We start from the raw sequence: 19037 nt of genomic DNA, 5'->3' as shown, positions 1-19037 counted from the left end.
CATTGTTTTGAGTGATTAAGGCGATAAAGCTTCTTGGTGAGAAGAAGAGAGCTGAGCAATAGTATCAATTAATCGTTCACGTAGGGTACTTTGCTCTTGGTCTGTGAGTTTAGCCCCTTGTTGATTGGTTAAAATAAATAAGTCTTCTGCGCGCTCCCCTAAGGTAGTAATTTTTGCCCCATGTAAATCTAAGTTTAATTCGGCAAACGTCGCTCCTATGGTGGCCAGTAATCCAGGAGTATCGAGAGCAACCAGCTCCATTAAGGTGCGTTTTTTGCTTTTTGTTGGTAAAAAATCTACCTGAGTTCGAACCGTGAAATGTTGCAGATTACGTGGGATGCGGCGTGTTTTGAGTCTCGTTGGACGGCCATCGGTCAATACATGGCTTAAATGCTTAATTAACGCATGATGACGGTTTTCTTCAATTGCTTGGCCGTTGTGATCTAAGACCATAAAGGTATCTAAAACATAGCCGTCTTTACTGGTCATGATTTGCGCGTCATGAACATTCAGGTTTCGACGGTCTAATTCGGCGACCACGGTTGCAAACAATGCGGGCTGATCTTTGGTATACACAAACACTTCGGTACCACCGCGCGTGGCTTTTTTACTGATTAAGACCAAAGGTTCAGTAGGTGATGAGTGCGTTAAAATGTGCATACCATGCCATGCTATTTGTTTGTGAGTATGGCGTAAAAAGTAATCGGCTTTAAATCGTTGCCACAATTGCTCGATTTCACGGCTATGGAAGCCTTCTTTACGTAGCTGTGCCGACGCCATTTGTTGGTTATGACGAATTCGTTCTCGAACATCAACAGGGTGTTCAAGCCCGCGTCTTAATGCTCTTTGCGTTGAGTAAAAGAGTTCCGCCAGTAAGGTTCGTTTCCAACTGTTCCATAGGTCTGGATTAGTGGCGCAAATATCAGCCACCGTTAAACAGACCAAGTATTCCAGATACTCTTCATCGCGGACTTTTTTAGCAAATTCGATGATCACGTCTGGATCATAAATATCGCGCCGTTGAGCGGTGACGGACATTAATAAGTGATTTTGGACTAACCAAGCCACCAGTTTTGCTTCTGGCTTAGAGAGGCCGTGTTCGATACAAAAATCGTAAGCTTCACTCGCACCTATTTCTGAATGATCGCCGCCGCGACCTTTGGCAATATCATGGAAAATGGCCGCGAGGATCAGCAGTTCTTTTTTTTGTATTTTCGGGAAAATCTCACAGCAAATAGGATGACGTTGATGGTTTTTTGGGTCATTAAACAGATGGATATGTTTTAGTAGACGAATGCTGTGCTCATCAACGGTATAGACATGAAACAAGTCAAATTGCATCTGCCCAACTATCTGACTCCATTGCGGTAAATAAGCGGCCAATACGCCCAATTTATGCATTTGTCCAAACGCTTTGTGAAGCGCATTAGGGTGACGGGTTAGCGCGAGAAACTTTTCACGCGCAGCAGGAATCGTATGCAAAAATTTGTTCAATCGTCGCCGTGCGGTTCTTAATTGGCGCATCGTAGAAGGGGCAACCCCATCAATGCTCGAGTCATTGGCCATGAGCAAAAACATATCGAGAATGGTTTCAGGTCGAGCTTGAAATAGAGCGGGCTTTCGAGCTTCAATTAATGAACCACGACGCTGAAAGTCGTGATTAATCATCTCGGCTTTGATCTCTTCACCACGGTTTAAGATCGCTTGATCAAACAACTTCAAGAGCATTTTATTGAGTTCAGATACGCGGCGTAAGGTGCGATAGAACTCCTTCATCATTTTTTCGACCGCTCGGTTGCCTTCGCCAGTAAATCCAAGATGTTCGGCGACTTGAGCTTGATGAGCAAAACCGAGTCGATTGTCATAACGTTTTAGTTCAAGATGCAGAGCGAAGCGAACTCGCCACAAAAAATCTTGGCATTCGGCCAGTTCACGAAATTCAGCGTCAGTAAGAAAGCCGAAGCGGCTCATTTCATACAGTGATGTCGCCCCAAAGTGGCGACGAGCAACCCAGCTTAAGGTATGAATATCTCTTAGACCGCCAGGCGTTGATTTAATGTCGGGCTCAAGATTATAGGCCGTATCGTGGTATCGAGCATGGCGTTCACGTTGCTCTTTTATTTTAGCTTGATAGAAGCATTCACTTGGCCAAAAAGATTCGCTATGAATGGCTGATTGTAAACGTTGGAAAATACGGTCACTGCCGCACAACAAGCGTGCCTCTTGCAAATTGGTGGCCACGGTTAAATCCGCTTTACCAATCTCAATACACTCTTCTACAGTACGTACAGCATGGCCGACTTCTAGGCGCAAGTCCCATAATAAGGTAATGAATTGGCTGACTTTACTGCCAATATCATCGGCTAATCGGGTCGTAGAGACGACTAAGATATCAATATCTGATAAGGGATGTAATTCAGCTCTTCCGTATCCGCCAACAGCGGCCAGACAGAGGTCATTGAGTTTATCAAACCCAAAATATTGCCAAAGACGATTCAGGAGCATATCCATATAATCGGCACGGCCAACCACGAGATCACTGACCGGATGGCGAGAGAGAAACGCTTGGCGCTGGTAGGCAGAAAAAAGGTCGAGTTGCTGTTTTAATTGCTCAACCGTGAGCTGTTGATCGGTGTAATTCAGCGGGGATAAATAAGCCATAACAGTGCGGTCCATGCCAGGGAGTGAACTCAGTGTGAATGCTCAATCTAACAGAAATCAAGCGCTGAGCTCAAGCTCCCTTTACCGACTATCGGGCAGGATTAAACATTGTGGAAAATACGTGGGATGGTCTCTTCTTTACGTAGCGTGAGAATTTCACAGCCATCTGCGGTAACCAAAATGGTGTGCTCCCATTGAGCCGAGTTCTTACTATCGGCGGTATAGACGGTCCAGTTATCTTCATCATCCAAGCGACAACCAAATTTACCCGCATTGATCATCGGCTCAATGGTAAAAATCATCCCTTCACGAAGCAGTGTGCGGTCACTATTTTTGTAGTGCACTACTTGTGGCTCTTCATGAAACTCTGCACCGATACCATGACCACAGTAGTCACGAACAATCGAGAATTTTGAACGCGGGTTATTTTTATTATTGGTTTTGATGTATTTCTCTATCGCGGTACCAATTTCGCCGAGTTGTACGCCTGGTTTCACTTTTTTTAAGGCCAAATAGAGACACTCTTGAGCGACTAGACATAAACGTTTGTCGGCTGGCTGCACATCACCAATTAAGAACATCTTTGAGGTATCACCATGATAACCATCTTTAATGACGGTAATATCGATGTTCATAATGTCACCCTCTTTTAAGACGGCAGGGCGAAGCAGTTGACCAAATTGCGAGTCTTGTTCAGCCGGAATACCATGGCACACGATATGGTTAATCGATGTGCAAATCGATTTTGGAAAGCCATGATAGTTAAGAGGGGCAGGAATAGCGCCTTGAACTTCGGTAATATAATCGTGGCAAAGTTGGTTAAGGTGTTCAGTGGTCACGCCAGCTTTGACGTGAGGTTCAATCATTTCTAAAACTTGCGCAGCCAATCGCCCCGCTACACGCATTTTTCCTATTTCTTGAGCATTTTTAATTTTTACAGACATCGGCTTTCTCTATTCAAATTTTAGGCACTGGGTGCTAATCGCAATATTGTAACAGTGAGAAAAGGAAGCGCAAGAAGCGGTGTAAATAAGAATGATTAAGCGCGATGGTTAGCTAGGTTAAATGACGCATCTCCTGATGATCAATAGTAAGATGGATTTTCTTGCTCATCATCGCTCTCGCTGGTTCAATCCAAGCGCCTACGCCACAATTTTTGCTAGTCAGATTAGTGCTAAATATGATATAAAACGCGCCGGAACATCGGCCTGATTTCTTCGTAACGGCGAAACTGCCCGAGTCCACACACATTTATCTTTAAATCACACACATTCCGACACATGTTCCGGGGTGCTTCCTGCGTTATAAACGTTGAGGAGTCGGAGACATGGGGGATGTGGAGGCCTAACCCCATAGAGGATTATTTCATGGCAACTGTATCAATGCGCGATATGCTAAAAGCTGGTGTTCACTTCGGTCACCAGACTCGTTACTGGAACCCAAAAATGAAACCATTCATTTTTGGCGCTCGTAACAAAGTTCATATCATCAACCTAGAAAAAACCGTACCAATGTTCAACGAAGCACTGGCTGAGCTAGTGAAAATCGGCGACAAAAAAGGTAAAGTACTTTTCGTAGGTACTAAGCGCGCAGCCTCTGAAGCAGTAAAAGAAGCAGCGATTGCAAGCAATCAATACTACGTAAACAACCGTTGGTTAGGTGGTATGCTAACTAACTGGAAAACCGTTCGTCAATCAATCAAGCGTCTAAAAGAACTTGAAGTTCAAGCGACTGATGGCACTTTCGACAAGCTAACCAAGAAAGAAGCGCTAATGCGTACTCGTGAAATGGACAAGCTTGAGAAATCTCTTGGTGGTATCAAAGACATGGGCGGTTTACCTGACGCTCTATTCGTTATCGACGCTGATCACGAGCACATTGCAGTTAAAGAAGCAAACAACCTAGGCATTCCAGTGTTTGCTGTTGTTGATACTAACTCTAACCCAGATGGTATTGATTACATCATCCCAGGTAACGACGATGCGATCCGTGCCGTTCAACTATACCTGAACGCTGCAGCTGAATCAGTAAACGAAGGTCGTAACAAAGACGTAGCGGCAGTTGCTGAAAAAGACGGCTTTGTAGAAGCGGAATAATAGCGGCTCTTAGTCTTACTTAGCCTTCTGTAGAATACTACATGGGCTAAGTCATAGTTAGTATTGGGGGCCAAATCATTAGGCCCCCAATTTTTAATCCTGAATCAACTGAGGAATAGAGAATGGCTGTTACTGCTGCTCTAGTAAAAGAACTGCGTGAACGTACTGGCGCAGGTATGATGGAATGTAAGAAAGCACTCGTTGAAACCAACGGTGACATCGAACTTGCCATCGAAAATATGCGTAAAAGCGGTGCTGCAAAAGCGGCTAAAAAAGCAGGTAATATCGCTGCTGAAGGCGCGATCATCATCAAAGAAGCAGAAGGTTCTGCCGCTTTGGTTGAAATCAACTGTCAAACCGATTTCGTTGCTAAAGATGGCAACTTCCTAGCATTCGCTAACGAAGTCGCTGAAGCAGCGTTAGCATCAAAACTAAGCCTAGAAGAGCTACAAGCACAGTTTGAAGATGCTCGTGTTACTCTTATTGCTAAAATCGGCGAAAACATCAATATCCGTCGCGTTCAATACGCTGAAGGTAAAGCTTTGGCTGCATACAGCCATGGTTCTCGTATTGGTGTTGTGGTTGCTGGTGATGCCGATGCAGAAACTCTAAAACACATCGCGATGCACGTAGCGGCTTCTCGCCCTGAATACGTTAATCCTGAAGATGTACCGGCTGATGTTGTTGCGAAAGAGCGTGAAGTTCAAGTTGAAATCGCAATGAACGAAGGCAAGCCAAAAGAGATCGCAGAGAAAATGGTTGAAGGCCGTATGAAGAAATTCACCGGTGAAGTTTCTCTAACTGGTCAACCTTTCGTTATGGAGCCAAAGAAAACTGTTGGTGAAATTTTGAAAGAGAAAGGCGCTTCAGTATCGACTTTCGTTCGCCTAGAAGTAGGTGAAGGTATCGAAAAACAAGAAGGCCTGAGCTTCGCTGAAGAAGTGGCTATGGCTCAGAAAGGTTAATTGCCTTTTTGATGACCAAGATAAAGACCGTGGCCATGGCTGCGGTCTTTTTACGAATATCACTCCCTCGACGGTTAAAGAGAGCGGTTTTCGAACTCACGATGGTAATGATCATCAATACATTTACGCAGTAAGTTTATTTATGACTGTTAACTAACGATACTTTTTGAAAGGTAAAGTCCATGACAACAAACCCTAAACCCGCATATCAACGTATTTTATTAAAATTGAGCGGTGAAGCGCTTCAAGGTGAAGAAGGTTTTGGTATCGATCCGACCGTGCTTGATCGTATGGCACAAGAAGTAAAAGAATTGGTCGAATTAGGTGTTCAAGTGGGTGTCGTCATTGGTGGTGGCAACTTATTCCGTGGTGCAGGCTTAGCGGCAGCGGGAATGAACCGTGTTGTGGGTGACCATATGGGCATGTTGGCGACAGTGATGAATGGCCTTGCGATGCGTGACGCCCTACATCGAGCTTACGTGAATGCGCGCGTGATGTCTGCTATCCCACTTAAAGGGGTATGTGACGACTACAATTGGGCTGACGCGATCAGTCAATTACGTCAAGGTCGTGTAGTAATTTTTTCTGCTGGTACGGGTAACCCGTTTTTCACAACCGATTCTGCCGCTTGTTTACGTGGTATCGAAATTGAAGCTGACGTGGTTCTCAAAGCGACAAAAGTAGACGGCGTCTACAGTGCTGACCCTGTAGCCAATCCAGATGCGCAACTGTATGATAAGCTGGGTTACAACGATGTACTGGATAAAGAACTTAAAGTGATGGATTTGGCGGCCTTTACTCTGGCTCGCGATCACAACATGCCAATCCGTGTCTTTAATATGAACAAGCCTGGCGCATTACGCCGTGTGGTTATGGGTGAAGCGGAAGGTACGCTGATCAGCTCCGCTGTATAATCACTCTCGAAATGAAATAAGAATTAAGGTGATATTGTGATTAATGAGATCAAAAAAGACGCTCAAGAGCGTATGGATAAAAGTGTAGAAGCGCTAAAGAACAATCTATCAAAGATTCGTACTGGTCGCGCTCACCCAAGCCTACTATCTGGCCTCTCTGTTGAGTACTACGGTGCGTCAACACCTCTAAGCCAAATTGCCAACGTGATTGCTGAAGATGCACGTACATTAGCGATTACGGTATTTGATAAAGAACTTACGCCAAAAGTTGAAAAAGCGATTCTTATGTCTGATTTAGGGTTAAACCCAATGTCAGCAGGAACCGTGATTCGTGTTCCACTGCCACCATTAACGGAAGAGCGTCGCCGTGATCTTGTTAAAATCGTCCGTGGTGAAGCGGAAGGTGGTCGAGTAGCCGTGCGCAATATTCGTCGTGACGCCAACAACGATCTAAAAGCGTTATTGAAAGATAAAGAAATTTCAGAAGATGAAGAGCGTAAGGCTCAAGATGAAATTCAAAAACTGACCGATGCGGCTGTCAAGAAAATTGATGACATCTTAGCGGTTAAAGAAAAAGAACTCATGGAAGTTTAATTTCTACAAAACCCTAACAGGAAAACGCTGTGCTCACAGCACAGCGTTTTTTTATGCTACTCTTCACCATCTTTTTTCTTTATTACGTTTCTATGCAAAATTCGCAGCTCTCGTTAGATGTTCTCCCTCAGCATATCGCCATTATTATGGATGGCAATGGTCGTTGGGCAAAAGCACAAGGTAAACCTCGGATCTTTGGTCACAAAAACGGGGTTGCTGCGGTGCGTAAAACGGTTTCTACCGCAGCAAAACTGGGGATCAGAGCCGTGACTTTATTTGCCTTTAGCAGTGAAAATTGGCGACGTCCTGAGGAAGAGGTCGGCGTGTTGATGGAGTTATTTCTTCGTGTCTTATCGACCGAGGTCAAAAAACTGCACAAAAATAACCTGCGTTTACGTATTATTGGTGATACCAGTCGATTCAGTGAGCGGTTACAAAGTAAAATCGCCCAAGCTGAAGCGCTGACTCAGCATAATACGGGCATGGTGATTAATATTGCGGCGAATTACGGTGGAAAATGGGATATCACTCAGGCGATGCGCCATATTGCTCTTAAAATCAGTCGTGATGAACTCAGTGTCACGGATATTAACGAGACATTGATCGCTGAACATTTAACGATGGCTGATCTTCCTGAAGTGGATTTACTGATTCGCACCAGTGGTGAATGCCGGATCAGTAACTTCCTTCTTTGGCAGTTGGCTTATGCAGAAATGTATTTTACTCCTGTTTATTGGCCTGAGTTTGGTGAAGAAAGTTTAATTGAAGCTGTGACTTGGTTTGTTAATCGTGAGCGCCGATTTGGTTGTACCGGTGAGCAAGTCAAAGCGTTAATGACACCATAAAATAGGACTTCTCAGTTTGAAGCAAAGAATTATTACTGCGCTTTTACTTGCCCCTTTAGTGATTGCTGGCATTTTTTGGCTCCCGCAATCTGGCTTTATTTTGGCGTTGGGCGTAGTAACGTTATTGGGCTTATGGGAATGGACGCAATTCGTTTCTTCTTCCTCTCGTTATCTTGCCTTATTACCCGGTCTGGTGGTTGGTGCAATAAGTTATTGGTTGCTTGTACCTCAGCTTTCGGTATTAAGTGCCTTGCAACCGATGCATTATGGCATCTTAGTGATCGGCTCACTATGGTGGATTGTCGCTAGTGGTTTAGCCATTACCTATCCTAAATCACGAGCTTGCTGGGAAAATTCCAATGCTGTGCGTCATCTCTTTGGCGTGCTGACATTATTGCCTTTTTTTTGGAGTGTGATTTTTTTACGCTCTGAACATATTGTCTCCGACAGTTATCACGGGGCGAAATTGGTACTTTATGTCTGTTTGATTGTGTGGGCCGCGGACAGTGGGGCTTACTTTTCCGGCAAAAGTTTTGGCAAGCGTAAAATGGCTCCAGCTGTCAGTCCGAATAAAACTATTGAAGGCTTAGTCGGTGGGGTTATTGCTGCCATGTTGGTGGGTTGGTTATGCGCCAGTTGGTTTAATATTCAATTTGCGTCTACCACTATCATGCTATTGACCATTTTGGTTACCGTAGTGATCTCAGTCTTGGGCGATTTGGTGGAAAGTATGTTTAAGCGGGTATCTGGCATTAAAGACAGCAGTAAAATCATTCCTGGTCACGGTGGTATTTTAGACCGAGTGGATAGTCTGACGGCTGCTTTCCCTGTATTTGCTTTATGCTATTTCTTATTTTAATGCTGGTGAAGCACGCCTTCATCAGCATAAACCATGACGGTTTTTGTGATGCGTAAATTAACCATTCTCGGAGCCACTGGCTCTATTGGTGCGAGCACCCTTAAAGTGGTGGCCGAGAATCCTGATCACTTTAGTGTGGTTGCTTTGGTGGCGGGTAGTAATGTCAACAAAATGCGCGAGCTTTGCCAAACATGGCGACCTAAGTATGCCGTAATGGCGACGCCACAAGCGGCACAGTTGTTATCCTCCCAATTAGCTGGACTTTCACTGCCAACCGAAGTGTTGTATGGCCAAGAGGCAATGTGTCATGTTGCTGCTAGCGATGATGTTGATACTGTGATGGCGGCGATTGTCGGTGCTGCAGGTCTGTTACCGACGATGGCCGCGGTTAAAGCCGGGAAGCGAGTTCTCTTAGCCAACAAAGAAGCCTTGGTCATGTCTGGGCAGTTGTTTATTGATGCGGTTGAGCACTATGGGGCTGAATTATTGCCCGTCGACAGTGAACATAATGCGATTTTTCAATGTTTACCCGTTGATATTCAAACTCAGCTCGGACGCTGTAATTTACAAGAACAGGGCGTTTCCCATATTCTGCTGACGGGGTCCGGCGGGCCATTTCGTTATGCCGATATTGAGACTTTAGCTCAAGTGACTCCAGAACAAGCGATTGCTCACCCTAATTGGTCGATGGGGCCCAAAATATCGGTTGATTCTGCAACCATGATGAACAAAGGGCTTGAGTATATTGAGGCTAAGTGGCTATTTAACGCGTCTCGTGAACAGCTTAAGGTTTTGATCCACCCTCAATCAGTGATCCATTCAATGGTCCAATATCGGGATGGTTCGGTGATTGCACAGCTCGGCGAGCCAGATATGGCGACGCCGATTGCACAAACGCTGGCCTATCCTCAGCGGGTCAGTGCAGGCGTTGAACCGCTAGACTTTACTCGTTTGAGTGAGTTGACCTTTATGGAGGTTGATTATCAGCGTTACCCTTGTTTGCAATTGGCGATAGACGCGTGTTATCTCGGCCAGCATGCCACTACGTCGCTCAATGCGGCGAATGAAGTGGCCGTTGAGGCCTTTTTACGAGGGCAGATTCGTTTTACTGATATTGCTGTGATTAATGAAAAGGTATTGTCGACCGTGTGCGGGGCAAACAGTCCGTTACATTCCTATCACTTGGAAAGCCTACTCGAGCTAGATACAATGGCGCGCAGTCTGGCTAATCAACACTTGAAAGAGCGTATGTTATGAGTGGCATTTTATGGAACTTCGTTGCCTTTATTGTCGCCTTAGGCATTTTAGTCGCCGTCCATGAGTACGGGCATTTTTGGGTGGCAAGAAAGTGCGGCGTTAAAGTAGAAAAGTTTTCAATTGGCTTTGGACGAGCGATTTGGAAACGTATGGGTAAAGACGGAACGGAGTACAGTATTTCGGTTGTTCCACTCGGTGGCTACGTCAAAATGCTCGATAGCCGAGTAGACGATATTCCCCGCGAGCAGTATCCATTCGCTTTTGATAAAAAATCATTATGGCAACGCACAGCGATTGTTGCTGCGGGGCCAGCTTTTAACTTTTTGTTCGCTCTTTTCGCTTACTGGTTGGTTTTTATTATTGGTGTACCTGCGGTCAAACCGGTGATTGGTGACGTCGCGCCATACTCGATTGCTGCAGAGGCCGGAGTAAAGCCTGGTATGGAAATTAAGGCCGTATCAGGCGTGAAGACGCTGGATTGGGAGTCAGTCAATATGGGATTAATTCGCCATATTGGTAACCAGAGCCTAACCTTGACAGTCGCTTCTCCAGATGACATTGGCATCGAGCAAATCAAGACTTTTGACCTAGCGTCATGGAACTTTAACCCAGAAACAGAGTCTGCTATGGGAGCGCTAGGATTTAAACCTTTTGTACCTGAAGTATCGACGGTATTAGCGACGATTTCTGCTGGTAGTGCTGGAGCTAAAGCGGGACTGCAAGTAGGCGATCGCTTAACGCACATTAACGGTCAAGCGGTTTCCTCTTGGCAACAGGCGGTGACGGAGATTCAGGCACATCCTAATCAAACGTTAGAGATAGGGATTGAACGTGATCGGCAACGGTTAACGCTTACTTTGGTTCCTGATGCACGAAGCGTATCTGGACAAACGATAGGGTTTGCTGGTATCGCTCCGCAAATGGCTGAATGGCCGCCGGGGTATCGCTTTGAGTTACAGTTTGGCGTGATCGACTCGATCGGTAAAGCGTTTGCAAAGACAGGCCAAGTGATCGACTTAACCATCAGTATGCTGAAAAAGCTGATTGTCGGTGATGTGGGACTGAATAATCTTAGTGGGCCGATCTCTATTGCTAAAGGGGCTGGGACAACGGCTGATTATGGCTTAGTTTATTTTCTCGGTTTCTTGGCCTTGATCAGTATAAACTTGGGGATTATTAATTTGGTTCCTCTGCCAATGCTTGATGGTGGGCACTTACTGTTCTTCGCGATTGAAGCGGTGATTCGACGCCCTGTTCCGGAAAAAATACAAGAAATTGGCTATCGACTCGGAGGAGTGATCATTTTCTCCTTAATGGCGGTAGCGATATTTAACGATTTTACTCGCCTGTGATTGATTCGCATTAGGCAATGGTTGTAGTAAGGACTAACTAAAACAAATATGGCGATGAAAAAAATCCTGTTCGCGACACTGCTCGCAACAAGCGTATCCGTTAGTGGTGCCGAAAATTTTGTAGTGCAGGACATTCAGATTCAAGGACTGCAGCGAGTGGCTCTCGGGGCTGCGTTATTGAGAATGCCTGTACGAATTGGCGATACCGTTGATTCTCAAGATGTTGCACAAATTATCCAAGCGTTGTATGCCTCGGGTAACTTTGAAAACGTAAAAGTTCTGCGAGATGGTTCCGCGTTGATCGTACAAGTTCAAGAGCGTCCAACCATTGCGAGTGTCTCTTTCTCTGGCAACAAAGCGATTAAACAAGAGCAACTGCAACAAAATCTTGAAGCTTCTGGTATTCGAGTTGGTGAGGCTTTGGATCGTACTAAACTGAGCAATATCGAAAAAGGCTTAGAAGATTTTTATTACAGCGTCGGTAAATATAACGCCAGCGTAAAAGCAGTGGTTACGCCTTTACCGCGCAATCGAGCTGATTTGAAGTTTATTTTTACCGAGGGTGTTTCGGCAAAAATTCAACAGATTAACTTTATCGGTAATGAAGTGTTCAGTAATGAAGATCTTTTATCTCGCTTCAACCTGAATGTCGATCTATCGTGGTGGAACTTCCTCTCTGATGATAAGTATCAAAAGCAGGTACTAGCAGCAGATATTGAAGCACTACGTACTTTTTACTTGGACCGAGGCTATTTGAAGTTCCAAGTTGAATCGACCCACGTTTCTATCTCTCCAGATAAAAAAGGTGTCTACATCACCTTGAATCTGAATGAAGGTTTACCGTATACGGTAAAAGAGGTTCAATTTCGCGGTGAGTTGATTGGCAAAGAAGATGAGTTTAAGGCTCAGGTTCCCTTTGAGTTAGGCGAGACTTATCAGGGCTCGGCGGTGACGCAATTGGAAGAAAGTGTCAAACGCGTCCTAGGTGAAGCCGGTTATGCCTATCCTCAAGTCCGGACCATTCCGGAGTTTGATGATGAAACCCAACAAGTTTCTCTCATCGTGCATGTTGAAGCCGGTAAACGTATTTATGTCCGTGATATTCGTTTTATCGGTAACAACGCCACTCGTGATGAAGTCCTACGCCGCGAAATGCGTCAAATGGAAGGCAGTTGGTTGAATTCGCGTGCGATTGATACCGGAAAAACGCGCTTAAACCGCTTGGGCTTTTTTGAAACGGTTGATGTACAAACGGTTCGTGTTCCTGGTTCAGACGATCAAGTTGATTTGGTCTATACCGTCAAAGAGGCTAACTCGGGAAGTATTAACTTTGGTGTTGGTTATGGTACCGAATCGGGGGTGAGTTTTACCGTCGGATTAACCCAAGATAACTTCTTAGGAACCGGTAACCGTGTCGGTGTCACAGCAACCACTAACGACTATCAACAAAATATTACACTTGAATACCGTGATCCTTATTGGAACATTGATGGTGTAAGTCTTGGCGGCCGCGTTTTCTACAACAAGTTTGAAGCTTCAGAAGCAGGGATTGTCGATTATACCAACCAAAGTTATGGCACCAGTTTGACTTGGGGATTCCCGTTTGATGAACTCAATCGTTTTGAATTCGGTGTTGGCTATACCCATAACAAAATTGGTAACTTATCGCCTTATTTACAAGTTGAGCAGTTCCTGTGCAACTTGGGTGATTGTGATCCGAAAGAGTTGATCACCGATGATTTTGATGTCAACGTTGCTTGGACTCGAAATAACCTTAACCGAGGTTTTTTCCCAACCGCCGGTAACCATCAGCGTGCGTTTGCGAAAATGACCACTCCGGGGTCCGATGCACAGTTTTTCAAGCTCCAATACGATGTGCGTCAGTACTTCCCATTAACCAGAAAACATGAGTTTACTCTGCTACTGCGTGGTCGTTTGGGTTATGGTAACGGTTATGGTCAAACGGACGGTAAAGATAACCTCTATCCGTTTTATGAAAACTTTTATGCCGGTGGTTTTACCACCTTACGTGGGTTTGGCTCTAACTCGGCGGGTCCTAAAGCGGTATATCGAGACTACTCTAGCTCAAGCAATGGTCAAGATACGGCGACCAAAGATTCAGTCGGTGGTAACGCAATTGCCCTGGCCAGCTTAGAATTAATTGTGCCGACGCCTTTCGCATCCGATGAAGCACGTAGTCAAGTCCGCACCAGTGTTTTTGTTGATGTCGCTAGTGTATGGGATACTGAGTTTGATTATCGCTCTAATGCCTCTTTTGGTAATCAGTACTACTACGATTACTCCGACCCAAGCAAATATCGCGCATCTTATGGTGTCGCACTGCAATGGATGTCACCGATGGGGCCCTTAGTCTTTTCGTTGGCGAAACCTATTAAAAAATACGATGGTGATAATGAAGAGTTCTTCACTTTTACTATCGGACGAACCTTCTAAATAGAGGAAAGTATGTTAAAAAATACCGTTAAAGCGGCCAGTGTTAGCCTGATCATTCTTAGTTCTGCTTTTTTTGCCAATGCTGCTGAGGCTGCGCAAAAAGTAGGCTTTATTAACACCGCACAAGTATTTCAAGCGTTACCACAACGTGAAGTGGTTTTGCAGAAAATGCAGGACGAGTTTAAAGACAAAGCTGCAGAGCTACAAAGTCTTCAAGCTCAAGCTAAGACGAAAATTGAAAAATTAAGACGTGATGCTGAGCTGATGAGCCAAGATGACGTTGAAAAATTGCGTATGGAAATTGGGCAGTTGGATAATCTGTACCAGATGAAAGCCCAAGCTCTGGAGCGGGCTTCTGCACGTCGTGAAGCAGAAGAAAAACAAAAATTGTTTAAAATTATCCAAGACGCTGTACAAAAAGTCGCGGAAAAAGAAGGTTATGACTTGATTGTTGATGTTAGCGCTATGCAATACGGTAAACCACAGTACAATATTTCTGAGCAAGTAATTAAAGCAATTAAATAATATTCGATGACTATGATGACACTAACTTTAGCCGATTTGGCAACCATAACCGGCGGCACCCTATATGGTGATGCTAACGTGAAAGTAAGCGCGGTCGCGCCAATGGATAGGGCCAAGGAAGGGGATGTCACCTTTCTTTCTAATACTAAATACGCTAAACACCTTAAGTTGTGCCAAGCGTCAGTAGTGATGGTGAAAGAATCGGAACGAGAGTTGTGTCCATCGAATGTATTAGTGGTCGCTGACCCTTACATTGCCTTTGCTAAAGTAGCTCAGGCATTAGATAAAACACCTAAACCAGCGTTGGTCGGGATCGCACCGAGTGCGGTTGTTGCGACAGATGTCCAATTGGGTAAAGATGTGGCGATTGGCGCAAATGCGGTGATTGAGTCGGGAGTGGTTCTCGGTGATAACGTGGTGGTCGGCGCTGGATGCTTTATTGGCCATAATACACAATTAGGTCATAACACTAAGCTGTGGGCGAATGTCACCGTATACCATGGCGTACAGATTGGTGATGATTGTTTGATCCAATCTGGTACCGTGATCGGCTCTGACGGTTTTGGCTATGCCAATGAACGTGGTGAATGGGTAAAAATCCCTCAGGTGGGCACGGTGCGGATTGGCAATCGCGTTGAAATTGGTGCTTCGACAACCATTGATCGTGGTGCACTGGATGACACGGTGATTGAAGATAATGTGATCATGGATAATCAATTGCAGATTGCGCATAACGTACACATCGGATATGGCACCGCGATTGCTGGTGGTACAGTGATTGCTGGCAGTACTCATATTGGTAAATACTGCATTATTGGCGGAGCGACAGTCATTAATGGTCACATTACTATTGCTGATGGGGTTACCATTACCGGCATGGGCATGGTGATGCGCAGTATTGAAGAGAAAGGTATCTATTCATCCGGTATTCCACTGCAGCCGAATAAAGAGTGGCGTAAAACCGCCGCACGGGTGCATCGAATTGAAGAGATGAACAAACGATTAAAAGCCTTAGAAAAGCAATTTGAGCAAATCAGTCACTCATAATGGCTTGTTTTGCTAAAAAGGCTCGCCGTACGCGAGTCTTTTTTATCTCTATCTCTGGTTTGTTGATGGTTAGTATCGCGTGTCGGCGACGCTAGTTTGGTGTTTTCTGACGAGAACCTTAGTCAGATTGATTAATCTGCTGCCTGCCACTCTCAGCGGTTTGAGTATATAATATCAGCCAACTTATTTGCTCTGCTCTGGACCTGTTTTCGTGATGATTTAAGCGGCGACAGTTTTCCCTGTCTTTGAGAGCAGGGTATCGCATTTAATCTATTTATTGATAGGAATATGACTTTGACTACTGAAAAGAAAATGATGAATATCACTGAAATTCAGAGCCTGCTTCCGCACCGTTATCCTTTTTTATTGATCGATCGTGTGACTGATTATGAAGAAGGTAAATACCTTGTTGGGCTAAAGAATGTTTCGGTGAATGAACCTCAGTTTACTGGTCATTTCCCTCAGTTACCGGTTTTCCCAGGCGTGCTTATTTTAGAAGCCATGGCTCAAGCGACTGGGTTGTTGGCATTTAAAACTTTCGGTGCACCAAAAGAAAACGAGCTGTACTATTTTGCAAGCATTGATAATGCAAAGTTTCGTAAACCAGTTGGCCCTGGCGATCAATTAATGATTGAAGTGGAATTTATCAAAGAGCGCCGAGGCATTGCTCTTTTTAACGGAGTGGCAAAAGTCGATGGTGACGTAGTTTGCTCCGCGGTTCTAAAATGTGCACGCAGAGAGTTTTAATATGATTCATCCAACGGCACAAATCCACCCAACCGCAGTGGTTGAAGACGGCGCAGTGATTGGCGCAAATGTTAAGATTGGTCCATTTTGTTATGTTGATGGCAAAGTGGAGATTGGTGACGGCACTGAGCTGTTATCGCACGTTGTTGTCAAAGGGCCAACTAAGCTTGGTAAAGACAACCGCATCTTCCAATTCGCCTCAATTGGTGAAGCCTGTCAGGATCTAAAATACGCGGGTGAAGATACTCAACTGATTGTTGGTGATCGCAATACCATTCGTGAAAGTGTCACTATGCATCGTGGTACTGTGCAAGATAAAGGCATCACCATTGTTGGCAGTGATAACTTATTTATGATTAATGCACACGTTGCTCATGATTGTGTGATTGGTGATCGCTGTATTTTTGCCAATAACGCAACCTTAGCTGGGCATGTCAAGGTGGGCAATCAAGCCATCATTGGTGGTATGTCAGCCATTCATCAATTCTGCCACATTGGCGATCATTGTATGCTGGGCGGTGGATCGATCGTTGTACAAGATGTGCCTCCTTTTGTCATGGCGCAAGGTAACCACTGTGCCCCTTTTGGCATTAATGTTGAAGGCTTAAAGCGTCGTGGTTTTGAGAAAGCGGAAATACATGCGATTCGCCGTGCTTATAAGGCGTTGTATCGTAATGGACTCACTTTGGAAGAAGCCAAAGTGGAAATCGCTAAAGAAGCGGCAAGTTTCCCTGCGGTTCAACGTTTTCTTGATTTCTTAGCTAACTCGGCTCGCGGTATCATCCGTTAGTTTTAGACTTGGCGTTAGACAAAAGATCGCCATTTATCGGCGATCTTTTGCATTTTATGGCGATTACCTATCAAGAGGCATTGAGAAATGGAACAACAACCTTTACGTATTGGTATTGTTGCGGGTGAATTGTCGGGGGATACCCTCGGTGAAGGCTTTATTAAAGCGATCAAAACCCGTTATCCTAATGCTGAATTTGTCGGGATTGGCGGCCCGAAAATGATTGATCAAGGCTGCCATTCTCTGTTTGATATGGAAGAATTAGCCGTCATGGGCTTGGTGGAAGTGCTAGGACGTTTGCCTCGTTTACTCAAAGTTAAAGCCGAGTTGGTACAGCATTTTACGCAAAATCCACCGGATGTCTTTATCGGGATTGATGCGCCGGATTTTAATTTACGCTTGGAGCGAGATTTAAAGCAAGCGGGAATTAAAACGGTGCATTATGTCAGCCCTTCAGTATGGGCTTGGCGTCAGAAGCGAATTTTTAAAATTGCCGCGGCAACGGATCTCGTGCTCGCTTTTTTACCGTTTGAAAAAGCGTTTTATGATCGGTTTAACGTACCGTGTGAGTTTATTGGCCATACCTTGGCCGATGCTTTACCACTTCAGCCCGATAAGCAAGCGGCTCAGCGTTTATTAGGGTTAGATGAGAAAAAGCGCTGGCTTGCGGTGTTGCCCGGTAGCCGTGGTAGCGAAATGAAGCTACTGGCTCAGCCGTTTATTGAAACGTGCCAACGACTGCATCAAACCTACCCAGAGTTAGGATTTGTCGTCGCGCTGGTTAACTCACAGCGGCGCGAGCAGTTTGAAGCGGTTTGGCAGCAAGTAGCCCCAGAACTGGATTTTACCTTAATCGATGATACCGCTCGTCATGTGATTACGGCATCGGATGTCGTCATGCTGGCTTCTGGCACCGTCGCATTGGAGTGCATGTTACTCAAACGGCCGATGGTGGTCGGTTATAAAGTCAATGCGATTACCGCTTTTTTAGCGAGACGATTAGTTAAAATACCTTATGTTTCGCTGCCGAATATTTTAGCAGGGCAAGAGCTGGTGAAAGAGTTTATACAACAAGAGTGCAGTGTTGATAACCTGTATCACGAGTTAACTCGATTATTGCAAAGCGATAACCAAGCATTATTAGATAAATTCACAGAGATGCATCATTGGATCCGCAAAGATGCGGATCAACAAGCCGCGCAAGCGGTACTGACATTAATAGGAAAATAACCGCGTGACCATAAAAGCCAATAACGATTTGCCCCCTTTTATTCTTCCGACTGGCTATCACTGGATTGCCGGGGTCGATGAAGTTGGACGTGGGCCGCTGGTTGGGGATGTGGTCACTGCTGCGGTGATTTTAGACCCAGCGCAACCGATTAACGGTTTGAATGACTCTAAAAAATTGTCAGAAAAGAAACGCCTTGCGTTACTACCAGAAATTCAAGCGAAAGCGTTAGCATGGTCAGTAGGTCGCTGCTCACCAAGTGAAATTGATCAACTGAATATTTTTCAAGCGACGATGCTCGCCATGCAGCGTGCCGTAGCGGGCTTAGCCATTCAACCTGATTTAGTCTTGGTCGACGGTAATAAAGTGCCTAAGTTGCCGATGGCCGCTGAAGCCGTGGTGAAGGGCGATTTACGAGTCGCGCAGATCAGCGCGGCCTCGATCATTGCTAAGGTCGTGCGCGATCAAGAGATGGCCGAACTCGATCTGCTTTACCCGCAGTTTGGTTTTGCGCAGCATAAGGGCTACCCGACCAAAGCGCATTTTGCCGCCATCGAGCAGCATGGCGTGATCGATCAGCATCGGCGCAGTTTTTCTCCCGTCAAGCGTGCATTGGGTTTATAGCGTCAGGTTTCCCCTGATGGTTTTATGCGCTTGCGGTTTAACGTAGAATAGCGCTATTGCACGATCTAGCCCCTTCGAA

General features: G+C 45.2%; 17 protein-coding genes. 15 read left to right on the top strand and 2 right to left on the bottom strand.

The window, feature by feature from the left end; all coding sequences use genetic code 11:
• Positions 1 to 15: 15 nt before the first annotated feature.
• Entirely contained in the window at positions 16 to 2661 is a 2646-nt protein-coding gene (glnD, locus tag FKQ60_RS11885) for a bifunctional uridylyltransferase/uridylyl-removing protein GlnD (RefSeq protein ID WP_158138812.1), read from the bottom strand.
• A 101-nt stretch (positions 2662 to 2762) separates the two neighbouring features.
• A complete protein-coding gene (map, locus tag FKQ60_RS11880) occupies positions 2763 to 3605 on the bottom strand; it encodes a type I methionyl aminopeptidase (RefSeq protein WP_170906551.1) in 843 nt (280 codons plus the stop codon).
• Positions 3606 to 4028: 423 nt separating this feature from the next.
• On the opposite strand from map, the gene rpsB reads away from it, so the two are divergent.
• The 15 genes from rpsB to rnhB all read left to right on the top strand — a co-directional run bounded on the left by rpsB (position 4029) and on the right by rnhB (position 18958).
• Positions 4029 to 4757 carry a 30S ribosomal protein S2 gene (gene rpsB / locus FKQ60_RS11875; RefSeq protein ID WP_004394656.1) on the top strand — a complete coding sequence of 243 codons (729 nt, stop codon included), beginning with the start codon at positions 4029 to 4031 and terminating at the stop codon, positions 4755 to 4757.
• A gap of 122 nt (positions 4758 to 4879) precedes the next feature.
• Positions 4880 to 5722 carry a translation elongation factor Ts gene (gene tsf / locus FKQ60_RS11870; RefSeq protein ID WP_004394657.1) on the top strand — a complete coding sequence of 281 codons (843 nt, stop codon included), beginning with the start codon at positions 4880 to 4882 and terminating at the stop codon, positions 5720 to 5722.
• Positions 5723 to 5904: 182 nt separating this feature from the next.
• Complete coding sequence (gene pyrH, locus FKQ60_RS11865; protein WP_004394658.1) at positions 5905 to 6636, top strand: UMP kinase; 732 nt, start codon at positions 5905 to 5907, stop codon at positions 6634 to 6636.
• 36 nt (positions 6637 to 6672) lie between these two features.
• A complete protein-coding gene (gene frr / locus FKQ60_RS11860) occupies positions 6673 to 7230 on the top strand; it encodes a ribosome recycling factor (protein WP_004394659.1) in 558 nt (185 codons plus the stop codon).
• 92 nt (positions 7231 to 7322) lie between these two features.
• Complete coding sequence (gene uppS, locus FKQ60_RS11855; RefSeq protein WP_040904722.1) at positions 7323 to 8075, top strand: polyprenyl diphosphate synthase; 753 nt, start codon at positions 7323 to 7325, stop codon at positions 8073 to 8075.
• Positions 8076 to 8091: 16 nt separating this feature from the next.
• Complete coding sequence (locus FKQ60_RS11850) at positions 8092 to 8934, top strand: phosphatidate cytidylyltransferase (protein WP_154170335.1); 843 nt, start codon at positions 8092 to 8094, stop codon at positions 8932 to 8934.
• A gap of 48 nt (positions 8935 to 8982) precedes the next feature.
• Entirely contained in the window at positions 8983 to 10191 is a 1209-nt protein-coding gene (gene ispC, locus FKQ60_RS11845) for a 1-deoxy-D-xylulose-5-phosphate reductoisomerase (protein WP_158144763.1), read from the top strand.
• Positions 10188 to 11543, top strand: coding sequence for a sigma E protease regulator RseP (rseP, locus tag FKQ60_RS11840; RefSeq protein WP_170906550.1), 1356 nt, complete (start codon positions 10188 to 10190; stop codon positions 11541 to 11543). The genes ispC and rseP overlap by 4 nt, the downstream gene beginning before the upstream one ends.
• Before the next feature lie 48 nt (positions 11544 to 11591).
• Complete coding sequence (gene bamA / locus FKQ60_RS11835; RefSeq protein WP_170906549.1) at positions 11592 to 13997, top strand: outer membrane protein assembly factor BamA; 2406 nt, start codon at positions 11592 to 11594, stop codon at positions 13995 to 13997.
• A gap of 12 nt (positions 13998 to 14009) precedes the next feature.
• Complete coding sequence (locus FKQ60_RS11830) at positions 14010 to 14522, top strand: OmpH family outer membrane protein (protein WP_158144765.1); 513 nt, start codon at positions 14010 to 14012, stop codon at positions 14520 to 14522.
• Positions 14523 to 14534: 12 nt separating this feature from the next.
• On the top strand, positions 14535 to 15569 hold the full coding sequence (lpxD, locus tag FKQ60_RS11825; RefSeq protein ID WP_161438328.1) for a UDP-3-O-(3-hydroxymyristoyl)glucosamine N-acyltransferase: 1035 nt from the start codon (positions 14535 to 14537) through the stop codon (positions 15567 to 15569).
• Positions 15570 to 15884: 315 nt separating this feature from the next.
• Complete coding sequence (gene fabZ / locus FKQ60_RS11820; protein ID WP_170905122.1) at positions 15885 to 16316, top strand: 3-hydroxyacyl-ACP dehydratase FabZ; 432 nt, start codon at positions 15885 to 15887, stop codon at positions 16314 to 16316.
• A 1-nt stretch (position 16317) separates the two neighbouring features.
• Complete coding sequence (lpxA, locus tag FKQ60_RS11815; protein WP_154170345.1) at positions 16318 to 17106, top strand: acyl-ACP--UDP-N-acetylglucosamine O-acyltransferase; 789 nt, start codon at positions 16318 to 16320, stop codon at positions 17104 to 17106.
• A gap of 87 nt (positions 17107 to 17193) precedes the next feature.
• A complete protein-coding gene (gene lpxB, locus FKQ60_RS11810) occupies positions 17194 to 18336 on the top strand; it encodes a lipid-A-disaccharide synthase (protein WP_170906548.1) in 1143 nt (380 codons plus the stop codon).
• 4 nt (positions 18337 to 18340) lie between these two features.
• Positions 18341 to 18958: a ribonuclease HII gene (rnhB, locus tag FKQ60_RS11805; RefSeq protein WP_154170349.1), complete on the top strand. Its 618-nt coding sequence runs from the start codon at positions 18341 to 18343 to the stop codon at positions 18956 to 18958.
• Positions 18959 to 19037: the final 79 nt, after the last annotated feature.

Origin of the sequence: Vibrio sp. A11 (assembly GCF_013048705.1) — a bacterium.
GTDB lineage: Bacteria > Pseudomonadota > Gammaproteobacteria > Enterobacterales > Vibrionaceae > Vibrio > Vibrio metschnikovii.
This window is presented reverse-complemented; position numbering and strand designations above follow the sequence as displayed.

What these genes read in the sequence shown, in the direction of transcription:
- glnD (WP_158138812.1), bottom strand. Translation starts at nt 2,661, where the DNA reads ATGGCTTATTTATCCCCGCTGAATTACACCGATCAACAGCTCACGGTT.
- map (WP_170906551.1), bottom strand. Translation starts at nt 3,605, where the DNA reads ATGTCTGTAAAAATTAAAAATGCTCAAGAAATAGGAAAAATGCGTGTA.
- rpsB (WP_004394656.1), top strand. Translation starts at nt 4,029, where the DNA reads ATGGCAACTGTATCAATGCGCGATATGCTAAAAGCTGGTGTTCACTTC.
- tsf (WP_004394657.1), top strand. Translation starts at nt 4,880, where the DNA reads ATGGCTGTTACTGCTGCTCTAGTAAAAGAACTGCGTGAACGTACTGGC.
- pyrH (WP_004394658.1), top strand. Translation starts at nt 5,905, where the DNA reads ATGACAACAAACCCTAAACCCGCATATCAACGTATTTTATTAAAATTG.
- uppS (WP_040904722.1), top strand. Translation starts at nt 7,323, where the DNA reads ATGCAAAATTCGCAGCTCTCGTTAGATGTTCTCCCTCAGCATATCGCC.
- ispC (WP_158144763.1), top strand. Translation starts at nt 8,983, where the DNA reads ATGCGTAAATTAACCATTCTCGGAGCCACTGGCTCTATTGGTGCGAGC.
- rseP (WP_170906550.1), top strand. Translation starts at nt 10,188, where the DNA reads ATGAGTGGCATTTTATGGAACTTCGTTGCCTTTATTGTCGCCTTAGGC.
- bamA (WP_170906549.1), top strand. Translation starts at nt 11,592, where the DNA reads ATGGCGATGAAAAAAATCCTGTTCGCGACACTGCTCGCAACAAGCGTA.
- FKQ60_RS11830 (WP_158144765.1), top strand. Translation starts at nt 14,010, where the DNA reads ATGTTAAAAAATACCGTTAAAGCGGCCAGTGTTAGCCTGATCATTCTT.
- lpxD (WP_161438328.1), top strand. Translation starts at nt 14,535, where the DNA reads ATGATGACACTAACTTTAGCCGATTTGGCAACCATAACCGGCGGCACC.
- fabZ (WP_170905122.1), top strand. Translation starts at nt 15,885, where the DNA reads ATGAATATCACTGAAATTCAGAGCCTGCTTCCGCACCGTTATCCTTTT.
- lpxA (WP_154170345.1), top strand. Translation starts at nt 16,318, where the DNA reads ATGATTCATCCAACGGCACAAATCCACCCAACCGCAGTGGTTGAAGAC.
- lpxB (WP_170906548.1), top strand. Translation starts at nt 17,194, where the DNA reads ATGGAACAACAACCTTTACGTATTGGTATTGTTGCGGGTGAATTGTCG.